Raw genomic sequence first — 22,209 nt, 5'->3', positions numbered from 1 at the left:
CTTTATGAAATTTTCCCGGCTTTGGTATATTGTTTCCTTTCCGTGAGAATCCTTCCTAATAGACACTGAAATTACAGAATTGGAGGATTCTTGCTATGGCACTCAACAAAGTGGAAATCTGCGGCGTCAATACCTCACGCCTTCCCATTCTCACCAATGAGGAAAAGGAACAGTTGTTTACGCGTATTAAAACAGGTGACATGGAAGCGAGAGAACGGTACATTAAGGGAAATCTGCGGCTGGTTTTAAGTGTGATCAAGCGCTTTTCAGGCAGCAGCGAAAATGTAGACGATTTATTTCAGATTGGCTGCGTAGGACTTATCAAAGCCATTGACAACTTTGATACTACCTTAAATGTAAAGTTTTCCACCTACGCAGTTCCCATGATTATAGGTGAAATCCGGCGCTATCTCCGGGACAATAATTCTATCCGGGTCAGCCGTTCCCTGCGGGATACCGCATATAAAGCTATATACGCCAGAGAAAACTATATAAAACAACACCAGAAAGAGCCTACCATTACAGAAATTGCCGAAGAAATCGGTATGGAAAAGGAGGAAATTGTCTATGCTCTGGACGCTATTCAAAGTCCGGTAAGTCTATACGAACCAGTCTACACCGAGGGTGGGGACACGCTGTATGTCATGGATCAGATCAGCGATAAAAAAAATAAGGAGGAAAACTGGGTGGAGGATCTGTCTTTAAGAGAAGCCTTAAAACGCCTGGACGAGAGGGAAAAGAAAATCATTGAAATGCGCTTTTATGAAGGACGGACACAAATGGAGGTGGCACAGGAAATCGGTATCTCCCAGGCCCAGGTCAGCCGTCTGGAAAAACATGCCTTAAAGGCCATGCGAGCCTATCTGCGGCCATAGGAAAATACGATCCCTTCCTATGCCTTTTGGAAAATTCCTTGTATCTCCTCGCGGAAAACAGTATAATACAACTATCAAAAAGAAAAGGAATGTTTCTGAATTATGAGCAATCAACGATATTCTCTGGACTTCCACAGCCTTGTGCGCCCGGAAGCCCAGCTTTTATATGTTACCTGCGCGACTTCTGACAAGGATTGGCACAGTCTGGAGCATGCCCACTCTTTTTCTGAGCTTTTCTTTGTCACCCGTGGCAATGGTTTCTTCCAGATTGGAAGTAAAAAAATACCGGTTCAAAAAAATGATCTGATTTTTATCAATCCCAATGTCCCACACACAGAGCTTGGCAACCGGGAAAATCCCTGGGAATACATTGCCCTGGGAATTGAGGGAGTACAGTTCGGCCATACAAAAAAAGGAACGCCCTATGACTACAGCCTGTTCTCCCTCTCCCCGGAGCAACTGGAAATGAAGAGTTATCTGGACACCCTGCTAAGAGAGGTGCAGACACAGCCTTTAAATTACACGGCTGTATGCCAGAATCTTCTGGAGCTGATTCTCCTCTTGCTTGCCCGAAGTACCAGACAGGAAATTTTAAACGCGCCTCAGCAGAAAACCACACGGGAATGCAAGCTGGTGGAACAGTATATCAACGAGCATTATGCAGAGGATATTACGCTGGAATTTCTCAGTTCTCTGGTACATATTAACAAATATTATCTGGTGCATGCCTTTAAAAACTATAAGGGGGTCTCTCCTATTAATTATCTCATAGGAAGAAGGTTGGAGGAAGCCCGGTATCTGCTGGAATCCACCAATTATCCGGTAGCAAAAATCGGAGAAATCACCGGGTTTTCCTCCCAGTCCTATTTTTCTCAGACCTTTAAAAAAATTGTGGGCATTTCCCCCAACGAGTACCGGAAAAGCACAGCCATCCTGTAAAAAGGCTGCCGCATGAAACAGGAATCCGGAATATCCTCCGTATCCATTCATGCGACAGCCTCTGTCTTACTAAGTCTTAAATTTCATACCACTTAATTTCATTCGCTTCCAGATGCAGGTCAAAGCTGCTTCCATCTCCTTTATAAACCGTGGTATCCTGCGGTTCATAAGTGTTGTTTACCACACAGTATTTTCCGTTCTTCACATAAGCATGTACTTCTACATTGTAGTTGTCAGAAAACCATTTGTGCAGGTTTTCCTCATCATGAGAAGCCCAGATAATGGCACGATAAAGCACACGGCTGTTTTCAAAGCTGTATGGAAGTCCGCTGATGTACACGCTTCTTCCTTTTCCGAATTCATGGACAGCCATCTGTACTTCTTCGTTGGTCTGCTTGATAATGGTTGTTTCCGGTAAAGCATAAATAAACTTCTGACCCTCTCCAAAATCAATCTCACCCCCTGCAGTCCTCTGTAATAAAGTGTTCATGCTCTTCCCAGTTGTATTTATCTGTATTCAGAGTAAATCCTGTTTCTTTTTCCACACCCATAACACCTGCCAGCTGGAAGTAACGTCCCTCATGCTGATAAGCAGTCGGTTCGCCTACGCCGATAAAACCTCCGCCATTATAGATAAATTTCTTCACTGCAGTTACGATAGTTTCATCTGCCCAGTTTTCGCCGCCTGTATAGGCTGTGTAAGCGCCGCCTACGTTTAATACTACATCAATGTCGTCTAAAATCACCGGATTTTCTCTGATATCATCAAAACTGATAAACTGTACGTCAAACGGTGCGCCGCTCAATGCCTCGATAATTCCCGCATAAGAATAATTCTGCTTATAGTAAATCGCGTGATGTACCATATGGTTGCCCCATGCACGCATTTTACCCCAACTGTTTAACACTGCCACCTTCTTGATGCAGTATGGAGTGGTTCTCTTAATATTTTCATACAGGGTACGGAATTCGTTGCATACGCTTTCCACATAATCAATAAATTCCGGGAACTCCATAGCCAGCTTTAAGTATCCTCCATAGCCGATACGGTCAATGGGACTTCTCAAAATCGCACGTCTTGCAGTTACCCAGTTGACTTTTGCTTCTTTTACCGGATCGCCGCCTTCATGGAAAGTATCTGGGAAGAAGTAAGGAAGAAAACGTCCCTCTGTATATTTTACGCCCTTAATATCGCTGATAAGGCGCAGAGTAGAACCATTTCCTACACTTCCTACAACTGCATCCAGTCCAACACTCCGGAATTCGTCCATAAAAGGTTCCATGCCAATCCAGTGGTCACCCAGGAACATCATAGCCTCTTTGCCGCACTCATGAGTAATATCTACCATTTCTTTTGCCAGCTTTGCCACTTCTCTTCTCTGGAATGCCTGAAAATCCTTAAATTCTTTGGAAGGAATACGATAGGTATTGTTCATATACCCCTGGTCAATGATAAATTCCGGGCGGAACTTATAGCCCACCTCTTTTTCAAACTGTTCCAGAATATAAGGACTTACAGAAGCAGAATAGCCATACCAGTCTACATATTTTTCTCTTGCCAACTCATCAAAAATCAGGGTGAACTGGTGGAAAAAGGTTGTATAACGGATAACATCTACATGAGGATTGTCTGCAATAAACTTGCGCAGACGTTCCATAGAATACGCTCTTGTTTTTGGCTGACGTACATCAAAGGTAATCTGCTTTTCAAAGTCTGTCCAGCCGTTTGTCACTGCATTGTACATATGTACCGGATCCCACATGATGTATGCCAGGAAGCTGACCGTATAATCATGAAATTCCTTTGCATTGTGAATGGTCACGTCTCCTGTTTCCTCGCTGTAATCCCATTGGGAAGCTTCCAGAGGTTCTCCTGTGGTGCGGTCAATGACTTCCCACCAGCGAGTAATGTCATCATGGGAATTCACCTTTAACATATCCGGGTACAAGTGATTCATCAAATGAATAGACAGCTTGCTCTCCACTGCTGTATAGAAAGGAGTCATAATGTACATCTGCTGGATTTCCTCCGGGTTTGCCTTTGCCCAGGCATTATCCTTTCTGGTAGTGTAATAGGTAGAATATACCTTTGCATCAACATTTTTCAATTCTTCCGGATAATCAGTTCCATCACAGTCACGAATGGCATCAGCACCCCATCTTTTCACCAGCTCCAGAGTTTCCGGCACCACGTCTACATCTGTGGGAATAGTGACACGTCCTTTAAAATTTGTTTCGCTCATCTTTGTTCTCCTTTCGCAAATCGGGCTTTCTTTTATACTCTTAGAATATACAAAATTTTCAAAAATTGCTAGGGGCATGTTGCTGGAAATTTTAGATATATTGCTTTTTTTCTTTATAGTAACAAAAAAATGAGTATATGGCAGATACCGTGTTTTGCCCCTTTGAGGGCGCTGTTTCTGTATTGCCATACACTCATCTATCTAACTTCTTATGCTCTGTTCTTTGTACCTGTCCTTTTCTTAATGACAAGCACAGTACCCAACATCAGTAAAATTCCTGCCGGAAGGGAAATCCAGGCAGTCTTTACAAATCCTGCAATAATATAAGTCACAAAGGAAACCCCGGCTGCTGTAAGGGCGTAGGGAAGCTGAGTGGTTACATGATTCACATGGTTGCACTGCGCTCCTGCTGACGCCATAATGGTTGTATCAGAAATCGGAGAACAGTGATCTCCGCATACAGCGCCTGCCATACAGGCAGAAATAGAAATAATCATCATCTGAGGATCCTTTCCCTCAAAAACTGCGACTACAATGGGGATTAAAATCCCAAAAGTTCCCCAGGAGGTTCCGGTTGCAAATGCCAGTGCACATCCTACCAGGAAAATAATCGCTGGAAGGAAGTTCAAAAGCCCTCCTGCTACAGATTCCATGGCCTCTGCTACAAATACATCAGCTCCCAGGCTGTCTGTCATGGCTTTCAGCGTCCAGGCAAAGGTCAGGATAAGGATTGCCGGAACCATGGCCTTGAAGCCCTCCGGAATACAATCCATACAATCCCGAAAGGACAGTACTCTTCTTGCTGCATAGAAAATCACAGTAAAAACAAAGACAAAAAAACTTCCGATAGACAACGCCAGAGATGCTTCACTCTGAGAAAAGGCTGTCACAAAATCCGTGCCACTAAAAAATCCCCCAGTGTAAATCATACCCACAATACAGCAGATAATAAGAAGCACAATGGGAACAATCAGATCAATAACCTTTCCTCTGGGATTTGGCTTTACTTCCTCTGTTTCCTCGTCCACTCTTTTTCCGCAGGTATAAATATCTCCCTTCAGAGCATTGGCTTCATGAAGAGCCATAGGACCGAAATCCACCCGCATCAGTACTAACGCAAACATCATCAGAATTGTGAGCAACGCATAAAAGTTATAGGGGATTGCCTGCATAAAGATTGCCAGTCCGTCTTCTCCCTCTACAAAGCCGCTGACTGCAGCAGCCCAGGAGGAAATCGGTGCAATAATGCAGATAGGCGCTGCTGTGGCATCAATGAGATAAGAAAATTTTGCCTTTGACACATTGTGCTTATCTGTAACCGGCCGCATAACACTTCCCACAGTAAGACAGTTAAAATAATCATCTACAAAAATCATAATACCGAGAATAATCGTGGCAATCTGCGCCCCGATTCTGGTTTTGATATGCTTTCCTGCCCATTTGCCAAAGGCCGCAGAGCCCCCTGCCCGGTTCATCATGCACACCATGGTTCCCAAAATCACCAGGAAAATTAAAATTCCCACATTGGAAGGATCAGAAAGCACCTGAATAAATCCCTCGTCTATGAGCTTTAAAACTGTTCCCTCAAACTGAAAATCTGTGGCAAACAAGGCTCCTACCAAAATTCCCACAAACAGGGAGCTGTAAACCTCCTTTGTAATCAATGCCAGGGCAATAGCCACCACCGGTGGAATCAGGGACCAGAAGGTTGCATACATCTGAGATTTTGGTGCTTCCTCGGAAACGCCAAATACGGTCATAGTCATGAAAATCAGCAAAATTCCAAAAGTAAACAGGGCTGCTGTGACTTTTTTTCTTCTTTTCGTCATTATTTATTCTCCTTTTCTATAAGTATGGGGGTGTAAATCCCATAAGAAAAACCATGAACGATATACCCCCGCAGGGAAAGCGCTCATGGTTTGCCAATAAACATATGACTGTGACCAGTGATGATAGCGCTCCACATCGTTGTGACAGTACGCTGCATATTCTGCAGTGTCCCAGAAGAAAAACCCCGGGCAGATTTTCCTTCTTCGGCAGTTTCCCCTTTCTTCCTCTGCGGCTGCCCTGCCTTTTACAGAAGAATACTCTTGAAACCTGCGCCTCTATCATGTATCGTCCCTGGCTTACGCCAGAAATGTTTTTCTTATTCTGTTTTTAATATAGCACGATTTTTTCGGTCTGCCAAGACCTGTTTTTTCTTTTCTGACTTTGGTGAACTCCACAAAAGGCTCTACTGTGGAAGCTGTCCGCCGTCCTTTACGGTCTGCATCAGTGCCTTAATGCTGTCTACAGAGGTCTGATCCGGCTGCATAACATACAGCGCTGTTCCTGGCATAGAATAACAATACTGGCTGTCCCCTGTACCCTCTGCTGCCACAGATTTAATAGTCCAGTCGCCACCGTTATTTAACTGACTCTGAATCAGCTTCTGAATCTGCTCCATGCTCATATTGGTTTCTACGCTGTCACTGACCTCCGAGATCAAACTGGGAGCTTTTACCAGCATTTCCGGTGTCAGCATTTTTTTAATCATTGCCTGAATAACTGCCATCTGGTTCTTTCCACGCTGGTTATCACCGCCCGGAACATTATAACGTTCTCTTGCGAAAGCAAGGGCTTCCTTTCCGTTAAAGTGATTGGTTCCCTGCTGTACATTAATAATTGCGCCGCCATCGCCATTTGTTGAAAAAGCATATTCAGATTCCACATCAACCCCACCCATAGAGTCAACGATAGTAATCAGGGAAGTAAAATTCACCCTGGTATAAAATGGAATTTCAATGTCATAAATGTTTTCCAGTGTTGCCATGGATTTGTCCACACCATAAATTCCTGCATGAGTCAGTTTGTCTCTGCTGTCCCCGCTGACACCCGGAATGGTTACATAATAATCTCTCGGTGTACTGGTTAAGAGAACCTGCTTTGTCACAGGATTTACCGTTGCTATAATATTTACATCGCTTCTGCTTTTTGCAGATACCGGTCCGTATACATCAATACCACTGATATACATGCTGAAGGTTTCATCTTTTACATTAACCTCGGCTGCCTTGCCCTGTACCAGCTGACTTGCCTCATCTTTTGTTTCAATGCTGTACTGTGCAATTACCTTCACCTGACTGCCATAGCCTTCGTAAATCTCTTCCAGAATGCCGCCAAAGCCCTCGTTGTAGACAATGGCCTGTACGCTTCCGTCCAAAAGAGCTGCTGCCTGTGTTCATTCAGGCTCTTGTATTCTGCAGTCATAACCTCTGCTCCGGCATCTTTATTTACGCGATCCATTGCTGCATCGATATCCGCTGCGTCTTCTGCATGCTGGATACCATAAATATATTCACCGGTATCTTTTACCTTTTGTGCAGGGTCATCGCTTCTGACTACAACCAGCATACTGTTAACCTGTTTGCCCAGTGTATCGCCACTGATATCCTGTACTGCACTGTGGGTCTGATACATATAAACTGAACCAAAAATCAGCACTGCTGACATCAGAACACTGACGAGCTTACTGACAATAGCTTTTCCTCTGGTAACCACCTGCATGGTAAACAACAGCGCTGCAAATACCAGAAGGATTCCCGCCAGACCTGCCAGATACTTGGTGGGAACCATACCCAATCTCCAGGTAAAGCCCATAAACACAAGTGTCGCAAGAATCTGAATGCCAACCAGTATTTCCCCGGCAATCCGAAACGCTTTTTGGATACGTTTCTTTTTTCGCTTTGCCGGACTCATCTTTTTTCCGCGATTTGTATTTTCCATATGCAATTTCTCCTCTTTTCTTTTGCCTACCGGTATTTCCCGGCAGCGTCACAGTTCCTAATATAATATAAATCCACCAAAAAAGCAACCTTCCCATGGAATTTTCACTATATTTGTGCTATAATATTTATATAATTATAGATTGGTTTTACACAGCAAGGAGGGATTTCTATGACTCACCGTATTATTACTATTAACCGTATGTATGGAAGCGGCGGAAGACTTCTGGGAAGAGCATTGGCTCAAAAATTGGGGATTCACTTTTATGATAAGGAACTGATTCGTCTTGCCAGTGAGGAAAACGATATTCCTTATGAAGAGCTTTTAAAGGTAGATGAAAAAAAGGCAAACCAATGGCGTCTGCCCATTAACGAACAGATGCAGATGCAGCCTCAGTATCATTTTCACCCCATGAATGACGTGCTTTTTGAAACAGAGTCTAAATTATCGAAAATCTTGCCAAAAGAAGATTGTATCATTGTAGGACGCTGCGCGGACTATATTCTGGGAGATAATTGTCTGAGCCTGTTTGTCTATGCCCCTTTTGAGGAACGTGTCAAAACGGTCATGGAACGGCTGGGAAGGGAAGAAAAAAGCGCTCGTTCTCTTGTGAAAAAAATGGATAAAACCAGAAAATCCTACTATGAATTTTTCACAGACCGGAAATGGAACGATATGGAAAACTACCAGCTCTGCATTGACACCAGCCGTTTCTCTCAGGATTTCCTGCTGGATATGCTGGCTGATGTATATAAACATCTGTAATCAGATTTTAGCCGCATGAAACAGCAGCATTCCTTTCTGCTGTTTCGTGCGGCTATCTTTTCAGGACAATCTTCCATTTTCCATTTCGTATATTTTATCTGCAATCTTCATGGTAGACTGCCTGTGGGAAACCAACACCACCGTTTTGTTTTTACACTCCTCCCGCAATGCTTTCAGAATGATTCCCTCATTTAAGGAATCCAGGTTGCTGGTAGGCTCGTCCAGCATAAGAAACGGGGCGTTGTGCAAAAATGCTCTGGCAATACCGATTCTCTGTCTTTCTCCGCCTGAAAGCGTATCACCCAATTCTCCAACCTGGGTGTCATAGCCCTTTGGCAGAGCTTTAATAAATTCATGCAGGGAAGCCTTCTTTGCTGCCTCTATTACCTCTTCTCTTGTAGCATCCGGCTTTGCTACCCTGATATTGTTTTCCAAAGAATCATGAAACAGGTAGGTTTCCTGTGTTACATAGGATTCCATATTCCGCAGATTTTCAGTATTGATTTCCCGGATATTCCTTCCTGAAATCCACACTTTTCCCTGCTGCACGTCCCAAAAGCGCATAAACAGCTTTAAAAGCGTAGATTTTCCGGAACCGCTTCTTCCATGGATTCCGGTAATCATTCCTTTTTCCGGTATAAGACTATAATCCCTTAAAATCACCTCATCTTTGTAGGAAAAGGTTACATGCTCACAGCCTGCATTCTGAAATTCTACTGTTTCTTTTCCTTTTACTTCCTCTACCTGAGGGGTTTCTTCCAAAATGGAAAGCACTCTCTCACCGCTTGCCAGAGTTTGATTCAGATTATTTGACAGATTTGCCAGGGCTACCACCGGACCAAAAGAGCCCATCATGGAAATGGTGCAAAGCAACACTGCTTCCTTATCTATACTGCCTCTAGTATACAAAAATACAGTAAAAAACAACATGCCAAAGGAGCTTAACAAAATGATAAGATTGGTCACAGCCCTTGTGTTTCCCTCCATACGACTGAGCTTTTTCTGCAGAACACCTAATTCCACTGATTTTTGGGACATGCCTTCTCTTCTGTCCTTTTCCTGATGATACTGTATGGTTTCCTCCAGTCCCCGCAGGGAATCCAGCACATAGCTGTTCAGATTTCCAAGCCCGGTCCGAAACTCCATTCCCGTCTGACCGCCCTTCTTTCCATTCCAAAGAGGAACGCCCACGCCTACCAGCAAATAGGATATCAAGGCCCAAATACCTGCATAAACATGGTAATGTCCAAGAAACAGCACCATAATCAGGGAAGTCAGAAAACCAATGGCGATGGGGGAAATAGTATGAGCATAAAATACCTCCAAAAGCTCAATGTCATTGGTAATAATGGAAATCAGATTTCCCTTGTCCCTGCCTTCCAGTTTGGCAGGACACAGCCTTCTTAAAGCATCAAAAACCTTATGGCGGATAATGGCAAGGAGCTTAAAGGCAATATAATGATTACATGCCTGTTCTGCATAGTGTAAGATTCCTCTCAGCACTGCAAGCACTGCCATAAGAACAAACAGACTGCCCACGGAAAGCCCTGCGATTCCCTTTCCCATAAAGCCATATACCAGACCGCTGCCTGCCAGGATACTCAGGAAAATAGCGCATAAAAATCCTGCCACACCCAGTAAAATCGCTGCTGCCATGACATGCAGCAAAGGAAAAATCAAACCGATAAGCTGTCCCATAACCTTAATTCCGCTTCTTCTTTTCATGCTGTTTTTCCCCTTTCTTCTTTTTCCAATCCGTATTTTTCCAGATTCCTCTGGGTGTCATACATTTTTTTATAAACACCGCACAGGTTCAGAAGCTCCTCATGCTTTCCCTGCTCTGCAATTTTTCCGTTCTTTAACACATAAATACAATCTGATTTTTTCACATTTGCCAATCTGTGAGAAATCAGAAGCACCGTTTTTGTTTCTGCCAGCTTACGAATCACTTCCATAATAATTTCTTCGCTTTCCATATCAATATTGGAGGCTGCCTCGTCAAAAATGTAAACAGGTGTTTCATGGAGCAGGGCTCTGGCAATGCAAAGACGCTGACACTGCCCGCCTGAAAAATTGCTGCCCTTTTCCTGAAGAACCGTCTGAAGACCTTCCTGCTGCTTTAAAAATTCCCAAAGATTTACTTTTCGAAGTGCTTCCTCCAACTGCGCTCTGTCTGCCTTTGGATTCCCCATGCGAAGATTTTCTTCCACGGTTCCTTTAAAAAGATAGCTGTTGTGGCGCACCATGGTAATATGCTGCATCAGACTCTGCTCCTGAACCTTTGACAGCTCCTTTTCTCCCAGATAAATTTTCCCTGTATAGCCCCTGTTTCTTCCCATAAGTAAAGAAGCAATGGTGCTTTTCCCACAGCCGGACTCTCCCACCAGAGCCACAAAGCTGCCCCTGGGAATATGGAAGCTTACCTTATCCAGGATTTTCCGCTCTTTTTCATAGGAAAATTCCACATCCTCAAAAGAAATGTCCAGACAATCCCCGGACAGCTGTTCTGTTCCCTTCTCTTCCTCCGGCATGTCCAGTAACCGGAAAATCTTATCACTTGCTGCCATTCCATTCATGGCAATGTGGAAAAAAGACCCCAAAAGACGCAGCGGGATAAAAAACTCTGACGCCAGAAGTATTATGGTAAAAGCCCCGGAAAAGCCCAGATTTCCCGCCAGATATTCTTTTATAGTCACAATCATTCCGATGGCTGCGCCGCCGTATGCCACCAAGTCCATAACACTGATGGAATTTAACTGCATGGTCAGCACCTTCATGGTAATCCGGCGAAACTGCTCAGCTTCCCTGTCCATCTCCTCTGCCTTCTGACTGTCTGACTGGTAAATTTTTAATGTGGTTAAGCCCTGAAGATTTTCCAGAAAGCTGTCCCCCAGTTCTGTATAACTTCCCCAGTATTTGTTCAAAAGCTTTTTTGCAAATTTCTGTACTGCCACAATGGAAACCGGAATCAGAGGAACACAGACAAGAAGTATTCCGCTTGCCTTAAGATTCACAAAAGACAGCACTGCAAACAAAGTAAACGGCGCCAGAAGGCTATAAAAAAACTGAGGAAGATACCTTCCAAAATAGGTTTCCAACTGCTCCACACCCTCGGCAGAAAGCTGTACCACCTTTGAGGTGGCTATTTTTTCCCGATAAGAATTTCCCAGCCTTGTAAGCTTATCGTATATTTTTTCTCTTAAAACTCTTTTTACATCTATACTTGCCAGAAAGGAAGCTTTCGCTGCCTGCCTTTCACAGAAAAAGCGCACCAGAATGGAACAGACGCAGATAAAGGCTGTTCCTGCCAAAAGTTTTGTGCTTACACTTTCCTGTATCAGGCCCTCCAGAAGAAGTCCTATGGCAGATACTGCCAGAATCTGAGCCAGTAATCCCAGCCACTGCCAGAGAACATTCTGCAAAATATATTTTTTAGAATCCTCCAGCAAATGAATCAATCGTTTTTTAATCATCTTTTATACCTCCTGTGCCGGGACGGTTCCCACACCTTTTGTAAAATAAATCATATGAAACAGCCATACAGCCCCCAGAATCACTCTGCCTGCAGGTACGCTGTCCATAAACCAGAAACCAGCTCCCATAAACACTGTCATGGAAGCCATTACTGTAATTTTCGCTCTTTTGGTCATAACCTTTTTCTCCATAAATGGCTCTAAGTGCTGTTTATGCAGCTTTGTGGAACGGAACCAGTTCTCCACTTTCGCAGAGCTTCTGGCAAAGCAAAAAAGTGCCAGAAGGAGAAGGGGAACCGTGGGAAGTATGGGCAGCACAACACCTACAGCGCCCATTCCCATACTGGTACCTCCCAACAGAAGCCAGAATATTCTCTTTATTTTCCTTAATTTTTTCATAAATCCTCCATATGTTAGTCTTGGCTTACTGTAATCTTTAAAAAATGACTGTCTGTAACATTACAGCAGCCCTTTTATCCCGTATATGGCGTTTTTACGCCAGTTAGTTTACATTAACTTTATAGCACATGAAATAACTTCTGTCAACAAAATTTTCAATTTTTATTTTTGCTATTTTCTTTTTTCTATGATAATCTAAAGATATGCAGTCCGGCAGCTTCTTTTAAAAGCCGGTATCTGTGTAATCGGAAGGGAGGATTCTAATTTATGAACACCATTATTGAAAGCTTGCATAACCGCAAATCAGTCCGCGCTTTTACTGAACAAAAAATTTCCGTGCAGGACAGGGAACAGATTCTTCTTGCCGCTACCCAGGCTCCTACTGCCGGAAAGCAACAGATGTACACCATTCTGGACATTACAGACCAGAATTTAAAAAACATTCTATTGTACACGAAAATGTATACAAAAAAGCGGACGAAAACATCTTAAAGGCAAATCTTCATGCAGACACAGGCAGTCTATCCTTTGAAGAATGGACAAAACGCTTCTGCAAACGGAAATATCATTCTGATTTTGCACTGGAAATGACGCGCTCCATTGAAGAAGGTATGAAAGCATTTCGGGAATAAAGGATTGTGATACTTTGTGAAAAACAATCCCGGTACAGCAAAAAATAAATTTCTGCTATGTTTGCCACACCTCCCAAATAGATAATTAAACGGGTCAACATGACGATTATTTATTACTTGCTATACCGGGATACTGTATCATTTTGCGAAATGTGCTACTGCCGTACATGCGGAAACCATGGCAGAACCTCCAAGACTTACAACTTCCGGTCTGCGTTCAGTTCTTCTATTACCTTCCGGATTGCCTCTTGGGATTCCTCTAAATCCTCCGCTATTTCTTTTATTTTTTTGCCTTTTTTCAGTTTCTTTTCCACAATTTTCCGAAGCATTTCCTGCTCACCCTCTAGTTTGCCTTCTATTTTTCCTTCTTTTCTGCCGTCCTCCCAGGCTTCTGCACGCTCCATTTTTATATGTCTTTCCTGGTCATATTCAAATATACTCATATTTTTTGCCTCCATCTTGTTCTTTTCCAAAAACTTTCGGAGAATCCCCTCCTGAATGCATTCTTCAATTGCTCTGTCCACAGCCTCTTCCAACTCCATTTCTTTTGCATACTTCCTGACTCTTGCTGTATACTCTGCATATTCTCCCAACGTCTGACTTGTCGCTAAAAGCTCCCTGTTATGACCACAGTTAATATTCAGCATAACTGCTTCCAGTTCCAAATTATATTTCTCCGCTTTTACAGAATACAGGTCTGACAGTCTTAAAATTTTTTTATCCGGTTCCTCCTGCTCCCCGTTATAAAAAATCATAAAATACGGCAATGGAAGTTCCACAGCCTTTGTTCCATACAGATTCATTTCTCTGGTAATAGAAGAATACAGACTGGAAATATATAACAAAAAGCGCACAGGTAAATTCGGACTGTAGGTAGACTGATGCTCATACAATGACAGTCTGGAATCAATGAGAAAAGAAACATCATTTTTCATTGACATATAAATGGCATTCTCCAACGTATTAATTTCCAGCATTTCCGGATTTGTATAATGCTTCCCACTCACTGCATTATACAATTCCAAAAGATTCTGTTTGTCCTCAAACAGCATTGTAAAAATCGTGGATTTATAAGTTCTGTTTACTGCACTTTTCTGATTCATTTCCATAAATAAAATCCTCCCTTTCTATGCAGAAGGTCTTTCTGGATTTTAAATCTGGTACATGACTTTAGAATCCACCGCTTATACTGAAACAAATAAAAACCTCTCTGCAATTTCCTGTTTTTGAAAATAAAAGCATTGAGATTTTCTTTAGATAGGATATTAGAATTTCAGATACGGCAATGCCGAAAGAGATATCTTAGAATCTTGAAAATATAATGCTTTCTTGTAATTCTACCACATCTTCTTCGTCATTGCCAATATTCATTTTCACGAATTTTCCACGGTCTTATTTGTGCAGTCTTCCAAAAGCTTCTCCCACTTTTCCGCTGCTCAGAAGATATGCCTTCATTTTTTTCTGCAGGGAAGTATCCTCCGGTAATTCCTGCAGCGTATTCCCCTTTCTTTTAAAAACCCATTCCAGCACAGCATTGGAATTTGTATCTTCTCTTTCTATCTCAAAGAAAGACTGAAATTCCAAAATTCTGGAATGTGCAGGCAGTAATTCTGTCAGTGCAGGGCTTAACAGCCAGGAATAGCAGGTGTATTCTGCCTGAGCATATTCCGGATAATAGGTTTCAAAAAACTCCTGTGCCAGCTTAAAGGAAACTTCTACCTTATCCCTGCTGATATCCGCATCAGAAGGAATATGCACGGAAATTGTCTTTTCTTCTCCCTGCCTGCACATTTCGTACTCCAGTTCTCCCAGTCTGAACAGCTGCATGGAAAGCTGTCGTTCAGTCCAGAAATCCCGGTCAAATCCATAGTTTCCATAACTGACTTTATGCTCATTTACAAAACGCGGGAAGCAGTTCATAGTTTCCACAAAAATACTGTCCTCTATTCCCTTTTCTCTGTAAGCCTCATAGGTGTATCCACAGGCTGTCAACATAACAAGCAACATTTTCAGACCGCTTTTATCCGGCTGCAGTACCTCTTTTAAACTTTCTCTGGCCGCTTCCCAGCAATGGGGATTGACAAGCTTTGTTACCTGTTTTTGAAAATCCCCGTTTAAAAGCGCTTCCAAATCCTCCGAATTGGGGTTTGCTGCGATTTCTAATTCCTCCAGCGCTTCTTTTGGAAATGCAAGAAGCGCTGCAATTTCTCTCCAGGTTTTCACTTTATCTGCCCTCTTTTCCCCTCTGTTTTTCTTCCTCCAACAGTTTAATCAATCTGCTGGTTCCCAATCGGTCTGCCCCAAGAGCCAGAAATTTCTCTGCGTCCTCCACTGAAGAAATCCCGCCTGCTGCTTTGACCTTGACCTGCCTGCCCACACACTTTCTCATCAGTTCCACATCAGCAAACGTTGCTCCACCTGTGGAAAAGCCTGTGGAAGTCTTAATATATTCTGCCCCTGATTCTGTTACAATCCGACAAAGCTCTGTTTTTTCTTCTTTTGTAAGCAGACAGGTTTCGATAATGACCTTTAAAAGTCTTCCGTCACAGGCTTCTTTCACTGCCCGGATTTCCCCCAGAATCTGTTCATATTCCCCTGCTTTTACCATACCCAGATTCACCACCATGTCTATTTCATCTGCACCATTTTCCACGGCATCTCTGGTTTCAAATACTTTCACGGTTGTGGTAGTATTCCCGTTGGGAAACCCAATCACAGTGCATATTTTCATCCGGTTTTGCACAAATTCCTTTGCTTTTTTCACATAGCAGGGCGGAATACATACAGATGCCGTATGATATTGTATGCCTTCTTCACATATCCTGCGAACCTCTTCCCAGGTTGCTGTCTGCTTTAACAACGTGTGATCCAACCTGCTTGACAATTCTCTTTTTTCCATGTAAGCTTCTCCTTTCGCTGTCTTATAATAGTTGTTCTAAAAGGGAAGTTCCAATGGTTCCCTCCGGCATCTTCACCCCAAAATTTTCTGCAATGGTTGCTCCAATCACTGCAAAAGTCGGGCTGACACCCAGATTCTTCCCTTCTTTCATGGAGGGAGAGTAAGCCAGAAACGGAACCTGCTCTCTGGTGTGGTCTGTGCCTGTGTAGGTAGGGTCATTTCCATGATCCGCAGTAAGAATCAGCAAATCATCTGTTCTTAATACAGAAAGCAGTTCTCCCAGCTTTTCATCAAAGCGTTCCAGTTCTTCTGCATAGCCCTGCACATTTCTCCTGTGCCCCCACAGAGCGTCAAAATCTACCAGATTGGTAAAACACAGCCCTGTAAAATCCCGTTTTGCAAGGTCTATGGTCTGTTCCATACCATGCACCGAACTTTTGGATTTATTCGATTCTGTCAGTCCCTGCCCATCAAAAATATCATAAATTTTCCCCACGGAAATCACGGAAAATCCTGCCTCCTTTAAACTGTCCAGAGCGGTCTTTCCATATGGTTTTAAAGCATAATCATGGCGGTTTGCCGTGCGTTTAAATTCTCCCTTTTTCTTTCCTACATAGGGTCTTGCAATGACCCGTCCCACCTTCCATTCGTCCCGCATGGTCAGTTCTCTGGCAATTTCACAGTAACGATACAGGGTTTCCAGTCCCATGGTTTCTTCATTTCCGCAAATCTGCAAAACCGAATCCGCAGAAGTATAAACGATCAGCTTTCCTTCCCGGATTTCCTGCTCTGCCAGCTCCTCCAAAATCTCCGTACCGCTGGCGCTTTTATTTCCGATAATGGGTCTGCCTGTGCGTTTTTCCAGCTCCTGAATCAATTCTGGAGGAAAGCCGTGTTCCGTAAACGTCCGGAAAGGCCGGGTCACATGAAGTCCCATCATTTCCCAGTGTCCGGTCATGGTGTCCTTGCCACAGCTTTGCTCCTGCAATTTCATGTAACAGGCAAGGGGCTTTTGCACCGGGGAAACACCTTTTAGCTGATGCAGATTTGCGATTCCCAGTTTCTGCAGATTTGGAATTCTGAAATTTTCTTTCTGTTCTGCAATATGTCCCAGGGTATCTACCCCAACATCTCCATACTTTTGGGAATCCGGCATGGCTCCAATTCCCAGGGAATCCAGTACAATGGTAAAAATTCTCTGATACCTCATAGCAACCCTTCCTTTCTACTTCTTCTTTTCAATAAACTGTGCTGCCCCTTTTTTCAGATACTTTCCAGATTTTTTCCTGAAAATCCCTGTGGAAGTAATTCTTCTAAGGTATATTCTTCCCAGGTTTTATCTCCTTTTCCAAGCAGAATCTGAAATTCTTTTGGACTGCAAAATTCCATAAGCACCTGTCTGCACACACCGCAGGGAGCGGTGAGCGAAACAGGTTCTGTTCCTTCCCTACCACCCACAATGGCAATTGCCTGAAACTCTCTTATGCCTTCGGAAACTGCCTTAAAAACAGCGGTGCGCTCTGCACAATTCGTAGGACTGTAAGCAGCATTTTCAATATTACAGCCTGTGAAAATTCTGCCGTTTTTTGCAAGCAAGGCAGCTCCTACCTGAAATCCTGAATACGGCGTATAGGCAAAGGTTCTTGCCTCTAACGCCCGCTCCACTAAAGTTCTTTTTTCCTGTTCTGTCATACGCTTTCCCTGTCTTTCTGAATCAAAAGGCGGATTCCCTCTATTGCTACGCGAATCGCCATATCTGTGTCGTGCACAATGGGATTTTCAAGTCCCCGTTTTTCCCGTTCCTGATTTCCCATAACCAGTAAATCCGTTCCTACCCGCACTTTTAAATAGTTTCCCACAATAAACAATGCGGCAGACTCCATTTCCGAGGCTTTACACCCCATACGCAGCCAGGCTTCCCATTTATTTAAAAGCTCATAACTCACCGGCTTTGTTTCCGGCTCATGCTGCCCGTAAAAGGCGTCCTTGCATTCCACCACTCCGGTGTGATACGTGCAGCCGCAGCGCTTTGCAGCCTCTACCAGTGCATTGGTTACCTGCAAATCCGGGACTGCCGGAAATTCAATCGGTGCGTATTCCTTGCTGGTTCCTTCCATACGAATCGCTCCCGTTGCAACCACCAGGTCACCGCCCTTTACCTCTAAGTCCATACCTCCACAGGTACCTACCCGGACAAAGGTATCCGCTCCACATTGCACCAGCTCTTCCAGAGCAATGGACGCAGAAGGACCGCCAATTCCGGTAGAGGTAACACTGACTTTTTCCCCTTCCAGGTATCCGGTATAGGTTTTATATTCCCGACTGTCTGCAACCAGAACAGGATTCTCCAGATATGCTGCAATTTTTTCACATCGCTTGGGATCTCCCGGCAAAATCACATAACGCCCTACGTCCCCTTTGCAAATCTGTAAGTGATATTGAAGTCCTGCTTCTCCTGAATAATTTTGCATAATACCAGCTCCTCTCATAAGAATTCTGACTTTTTATAAAAAAGATTATACCATTTCTTTTACGGAAAAGAAACCTTTCTATTACTCATACAACAACAACAGCTTCTCTTCTTTCAAATATAACTTTTCCGGAATTCTTCCTGCGCTCTCCCACAAATATCTGGAAACCTTCCAGTCCATTCTCTGTTTTGCCTCCTGATTAGGCAAAAATGAAAGATTGTACTCAAACATATCCTCTGTCACAACAGGACAATACACAGGAAAGCACAGGCAATTCTCTTCTTCTTTCATAAGAAATTCGTGAGCGCGGATTGCTACTGCCTTTACTCCTTCTAAACTATGAGTTTTCAACCGTAAATTCATGCCCCAGTCCGGCACAAACGCTGTACTCCCTTCTTTTTGCACTATATCTGCAATATTCTTACACCCGGTCAGACGAGCTGCTATTTTGGTCTGAGGATTTTGAAACAAAGCCTTTGTCTTTCCCTGTCCCACAATCCTGCCTCTGTCCATAACTAACATTTCCTCGCTCATGCGGTAAATTTCGTCCCTGTTGTGGGACACCAGAAGCACGGTTCCGGGATATTCCTTCAAAAATTCCAGCATTTCCCTTTGCAATTGATCCCGCAAATACACGTCCAGAGCAGAATAGGGCTCGTCCAGAAGAATCATCTGCGGTCGGCATATCATCATTCTTGCCAGAGCGGTTCTCTGCTGCTGTCCTCCGGAAAGTTCCCCCGGAAGACGTTTTTCCAGTCCCTTTAAATGAAATTTCTCTATAAACTCTGCCGCTCTCTCCCTCTTTTTGCTGCGGTTTCCCGAAAGTCCTGCCATAATATTCTCTTCCACTGTCATGGTTGGAAAAAGAGCATAATTCTGAAACAGATATCCCACCCTTCGATTCTGAGGCTTTTCACAGATTTTCCGTCCCGTGTCCAAAAGGGTTCTGCCTTCAAACACAATTTTCCCCTTATCCACGCTTTCTACCCCGGCAAGACTCCGCAGCAGAAGGCTCTTTCCGCTTCCTGATGCTCCCAGAATACCAATGCGGCGACTTTCGCTGACAAACTCCACATCAAGACGAAATTTTTCCAGACTTTTCTCTATTTTTACTTCCATAGCTCACACCTTTCTTCCGCAAAGAATAAAGAATCTCGCCTGCGAAATTCTCCGCCTGTGAGATTCTCTGCTGCCATTACCAGCGTTTCCTTTTATTTCTGCCCTTTCCGGTTGTCAAATTCATAACAATTAAAATAACAAAAGCTGCTAAAAACACAAGTCCCACCCAAAAACCTGCGGTAATATAATCCCCGTCCTGAATAACCATGGCAATTTTCTGCGAAATGGTGCCTGTCTTTCCGGGAATATTTCCTGCCAGCATGGAGGTTGCCCCGTATTCGCCCATGGCTCTGGCAAAGGTCAGCACTATCCCCGCTGCCACTCCTGGACCTGCTGTAGGAAGCGCCACTTTCCAGAAAATTTTCGTTTCTGACATACCCAGTGTTCTGGCTGCATAAATCAGATTGGGGTCTACCTGCTCAAAGGCGCCTCTTGCATTTCGATACATAAGAGGAAAGGCAATTACCACAGCAGCTATCACGCACCCTGCCCAGGACTGTATGATTTTAATATCAAAGGAAGTATATAAAAAACTTCCCACCGGTCTTCTGGTACTAAACAAAAGCAACAGGAAAAATCCCGCTGCCGTAGGAGGCAAAACCATGGGAAGGGTCAGCAAACTATCCAGAAAAGCTCTGGTTCTCCCACTGACCTTCATTGCCCTTGCCGCTGCGAAAACCCCCAGAAAAAGGGAAAAAAAGGTAGCAGCGATTCCCGTTTTCAAAGAAATCCAGAGAGGACTCCAGTCTAATTCCCTCAATATCTGTAAAACTGCTTCCATGGCATCTCCTTTACTCTACATTGGTATCAAAATAATAGCTTTCAAACACTTCCTTCGCCTCATCAGAAAGCACATAATCCAAAAATTCTCCGGCTGCCTTTACCTGTCCTTCATCTGCCTCCTGATTCTTCACCTGGCAAATAGGATAAATCACATCTCCTGTCAAATCATAGCTGACAATTTCCAAAACCTTTACCTTGTCCTCATATCCATAGGTATCGGAATAGTACGTTGTTCCCACCTCACAGGCGCCTTCTGTCACAGCAGTAAGCACCTTACTTACATTATCCTGCTCACTGATTTCCACATTTCCAAGCGCTTCTGACACCTTCCTGGTTGTAATTTCAGAAACATCTTCTGCCTGGGGCAGAATTTCCAGGTTCACCAGAGCCTGCCGTGTATATTTTCCTACCGGTACACTGCCGCCTGCAAGTGCAATGCTTTCTGCTTCCTGCAGATTCTCTAAACCTGTCACCTTGGTTTCACTATCCTTTAAAGTCAGAAGTACCACCTGATTGTTCACCACATTATGGCGGGTTCCTTCCAGAACAAATCCGTCCTGCTCTAACTGATCCATTTGTTTCTGAGCAGCAGAAAAGAAAATATCACAGGCATACCCCTCTTCAATCTGGGTCAGCAATTTTCCGGAACTGTCGGCATTGTAGACAATTTTCACCTCCGGGTGTACTTCATGATACTTTTCTGCCAGCTCTGTCATGACTGTATTTAGGCTGGCTGCAATAAACACCTGGATTTCCTCTGGCTCCTCTTTCTGCGCTTCCGGTTCTTGTACAGCTTCCTTCCTGCTCCCGGCATCTTCCTGTTCTCTTTTCTCCTGGCTTTCCTTACTTCCACAGCCGGCCATTCCCATTGCTATACAGCAGACCAGAATAAATGCTGCCATTCGTCTTTTCATTTTCTTGCACATTCTCCTTCTGTTCCCCGCAAAATGCCCAGCCCGTGTCCCAGCACTGGCAAAATAAATTCCAGAGATTCCTCCACTGCCTTTGGACTACCCGGCAGATTTACAATCAGAGTTCCCTTGCGAATTCCGGATTCTGCCCTGCTTAACATAGCACGTTTTGTAATCGTCATGGAATATCCCCGGATTGCCTCTGCAATGCCTCTTGCCATGCGGTCACACACTGCAATGGTTGCCTCCGGCGTCACATCTCGTCTGGAAAAGCCTGTACCTCCTGTGGTAAGCACCAGATTTATCTGCCTTTGATCTGCCAGACGTATAAGCTGATTCTCAAGAGGCTTCTGTTCATCGGAAAGCAACAGAGTTTCCTCCACCTGATATCCTGCTTCCTTCAGCATTTTCACAATCAGCGGGCCACTTTTATCCTCCCGTTCTCCTTTTGCCCCTTTGTCACTTAAAGTAATCACCGCAGCCGTATAAGGCCTCTTTTCCTCTAAGGGTAAAAGTTCTGCTTTATCACCGGTTTTGATGCTTCCGCCTCTAAGAACTCTGGCAAAAACCCCTTCTCTTGGCATAATGCATTCTCCCATACGCTGGTAAATCTGGCAATGATTATGACATTCCTTTCCAATCTGGGTCATTTCCAGTATAGCCGTTCCAATGCAAAAGCGGCTTCCCACCGGAAGCGCTGCAAAGTCAAAGCCCTCTACCACAAGGTTTTCTCCAAAGGCTCCAAATTCCACCTCTGCTCCTCTTTCCCGAAAGGCTTCAATCTTCTCCACAGAAAGCATGCTCACCTGACGATGCCAGTTTCCACCGTGAGCATCACCTATAATTCCCCATTCAGGCGTAAGTTCTGCCTCTTTTACCTGAGTTTTTGCGGTTCCCCGCACCTTACTGATACAGATTGCTCTGACAATTCCCAT

20 protein-coding genes, 1 pseudogene and 1 riboswitch are annotated in these 22,209 nt (G+C 43.9%); of the genes and pseudogenes, 4 read left to right on the top strand and 17 right to left on the bottom strand.

Annotated features, from left to right (window positions below; translation table 11 throughout):
- Positions 1-95: 95 nt before the first annotated feature.
- Positions 96-875, top strand: a complete 780-nt coding sequence (sigG, locus tag DQQ01_RS04510; RefSeq protein WP_111918757.1) for an RNA polymerase sporulation sigma factor SigG — start codon at positions 96-98, stop codon at positions 873-875.
- Positions 876-977: 102 nt separating this feature from the next.
- Positions 978-1,814: an AraC family transcriptional regulator gene (locus DQQ01_RS04505; protein ID WP_111918755.1), complete on the top strand. Its 837-nt coding sequence runs from the start codon at positions 978-980 to the stop codon at positions 1,812-1,814.
- Between the two features lie 76 nt (positions 1,815-1,890).
- Here DQQ01_RS04505 and gnpA read toward each other — a convergent pair.
- The 4 genes and pseudogenes from gnpA to DQQ01_RS16350 all read right to left on the bottom strand — a co-directional run bounded on the left by gnpA (position 1,891) and on the right by DQQ01_RS16350 (position 7,822).
- Positions 1,891-4,057, bottom strand: a pseudogene (gene gnpA, locus DQQ01_RS04500) (1,3-beta-galactosyl-N-acetylhexosamine phosphorylase).
- Between the two features lie 209 nt (positions 4,058-4,266).
- Positions 4,267-5,886 (bottom strand): Na+/H+ antiporter NhaC family protein, encoded by a 1,620-nt coding sequence (locus tag DQQ01_RS04495; protein ID WP_111918753.1) that lies wholly within the window; start codon positions 5,884-5,886, stop codon positions 4,267-4,269.
- Between the two features lie 116 nt (positions 5,887-6,002).
- Positions 6,003-6,173: riboswitch (Lysine riboswitch) on the bottom strand.
- A 117-nt stretch (positions 6,174-6,290) separates the two neighbouring features.
- Positions 6,291-7,259, bottom strand: coding sequence for an LCP family protein (locus tag DQQ01_RS16355; protein ID WP_242980577.1), 969 nt, complete (start codon positions 7,257-7,259; stop codon positions 6,291-6,293).
- Positions 7,172-7,822 carry a hypothetical protein gene (locus tag DQQ01_RS16350; RefSeq protein ID WP_242980575.1) on the bottom strand — a complete coding sequence of 217 codons (651 nt, stop codon included), beginning with the start codon at positions 7,820-7,822 and terminating at the stop codon, positions 7,172-7,174. The genes DQQ01_RS16355 and DQQ01_RS16350 overlap by 88 nt, the downstream gene beginning before the upstream one ends.
- 171 nt (positions 7,823-7,993) lie before the next feature.
- Between DQQ01_RS16350 and DQQ01_RS04480 the strand changes: the two genes are divergently transcribed.
- Positions 7,994-8,587, top strand: a complete 594-nt coding sequence (locus DQQ01_RS04480; RefSeq protein WP_111918749.1) for a cytidylate kinase-like family protein — start codon at positions 7,994-7,996, stop codon at positions 8,585-8,587.
- 60 nt (positions 8,588-8,647) lie between these two features.
- Here DQQ01_RS04480 and DQQ01_RS04475 read toward each other — a convergent pair whose 3' ends face one another.
- Genes DQQ01_RS04475 through DQQ01_RS04465 form a run of 3 tightly spaced genes read right to left on the bottom strand, consistent with a single transcriptional unit; the run spans position 8,648 to position 12,459 of the window.
- Complete coding sequence (locus DQQ01_RS04475) at positions 8,648-10,312, bottom strand: amino acid ABC transporter ATP-binding/permease protein (RefSeq protein WP_111918747.1); 1,665 nt, start codon at positions 10,310-10,312, stop codon at positions 8,648-8,650.
- Positions 10,309-12,060 (bottom strand): ABC transporter ATP-binding protein/permease, encoded by a 1,752-nt coding sequence (locus DQQ01_RS04470; protein ID WP_111918745.1) that lies wholly within the window; start codon positions 12,058-12,060, stop codon positions 10,309-10,311. The genes DQQ01_RS04475 and DQQ01_RS04470 overlap by 4 nt, the downstream gene beginning before the upstream one ends.
- 3 nt (positions 12,061-12,063) lie before the next feature.
- Complete coding sequence (locus DQQ01_RS04465; protein WP_111918743.1) at positions 12,064-12,459, bottom strand: YbaN family protein; 396 nt, start codon at positions 12,457-12,459, stop codon at positions 12,064-12,066.
- Between the two features lie 267 nt (positions 12,460-12,726).
- Between DQQ01_RS04465 and DQQ01_RS17225 the strand changes: the two genes are divergently transcribed.
- The gene (locus DQQ01_RS17225; protein WP_308778848.1) at positions 12,727-12,951 is read left to right on the top strand and encodes a nitroreductase family protein; all 225 of its coding nucleotides are present in this window, start codon (positions 12,727-12,729) and stop codon (positions 12,949-12,951) included.
- A 337-nt stretch (positions 12,952-13,288) separates the two neighbouring features.
- On the opposite strand, the gene DQQ01_RS04455 is transcribed toward DQQ01_RS17225, so the two are convergent.
- From DQQ01_RS04455 to DQQ01_RS04410, 10 genes are all read right to left on the bottom strand, one after another.
- Complete coding sequence (locus DQQ01_RS04455; RefSeq protein ID WP_308778849.1) at positions 13,289-14,200, bottom strand: hypothetical protein; 912 nt, start codon at positions 14,198-14,200, stop codon at positions 13,289-13,291.
- 283 nt (positions 14,201-14,483) lie between these two features.
- Positions 14,484-15,314: an acyltransferase domain-containing protein gene (locus tag DQQ01_RS04450; RefSeq protein WP_111918741.1), complete on the bottom strand. Its 831-nt coding sequence runs from the start codon at positions 15,312-15,314 to the stop codon at positions 14,484-14,486.
- A gap of 1 nt (position 15,315) precedes the next feature.
- Complete coding sequence (gene deoC, locus DQQ01_RS04445) at positions 15,316-15,990, bottom strand: deoxyribose-phosphate aldolase (RefSeq protein ID WP_111918739.1); 675 nt, start codon at positions 15,988-15,990, stop codon at positions 15,316-15,318.
- A 22-nt stretch (positions 15,991-16,012) separates the two neighbouring features.
- Positions 16,013-17,200 (bottom strand): phosphopentomutase, encoded by a 1,188-nt coding sequence (locus DQQ01_RS04440; RefSeq protein ID WP_111918737.1) that lies wholly within the window; start codon positions 17,198-17,200, stop codon positions 16,013-16,015.
- 53 nt (positions 17,201-17,253) lie between these two features.
- Positions 17,254-17,682 carry a cytidine deaminase gene (locus tag DQQ01_RS04435; RefSeq protein WP_111918735.1) on the bottom strand — a complete coding sequence of 143 codons (429 nt, stop codon included), beginning with the start codon at positions 17,680-17,682 and terminating at the stop codon, positions 17,254-17,256.
- On the bottom strand, positions 17,679-18,461 hold the full coding sequence (gene udp, locus DQQ01_RS04430) for a uridine phosphorylase (protein ID WP_111918733.1): 783 nt from the start codon (positions 18,459-18,461) through the stop codon (positions 17,679-17,681). The genes DQQ01_RS04435 and udp overlap by 4 nt, the downstream gene beginning before the upstream one ends.
- 81 nt (positions 18,462-18,542) lie before the next feature.
- The gene (locus DQQ01_RS04425) at positions 18,543-19,580 is read right to left on the bottom strand and encodes a sulfate/molybdate ABC transporter ATP-binding protein (RefSeq protein WP_111918731.1); all 1,038 of its coding nucleotides are present in this window, start codon (positions 19,578-19,580) and stop codon (positions 18,543-18,545) included.
- 76 nt (positions 19,581-19,656) lie between these two features.
- Positions 19,657-20,361: a molybdate ABC transporter permease subunit gene (gene modB / locus DQQ01_RS04420; protein ID WP_111918729.1), complete on the bottom strand. Its 705-nt coding sequence runs from the start codon at positions 20,359-20,361 to the stop codon at positions 19,657-19,659.
- Positions 20,362-20,371: 10 nt separating this feature from the next.
- Positions 20,372-21,277, bottom strand: a complete 906-nt coding sequence (gene modA, locus DQQ01_RS04415) for a molybdate ABC transporter substrate-binding protein (RefSeq protein ID WP_111918727.1) — start codon at positions 21,275-21,277, stop codon at positions 20,372-20,374.
- Entirely contained in the window at positions 21,274-22,209 is a 936-nt protein-coding gene (locus DQQ01_RS04410) for an MOSC domain-containing protein (protein WP_111918725.1), read from the bottom strand. Before DQQ01_RS04410 ends, modA begins: the two co-directional genes overlap by 4 nt.

The sequence above is a fragment of the Blautia argi genome (assembly GCF_003287895.1).
GTDB lineage: Bacteria > Bacillota > Clostridia > Lachnospirales > Lachnospiraceae > Blautia > Blautia argi.
This window is presented reverse-complemented; position numbering and strand designations above follow the sequence as displayed.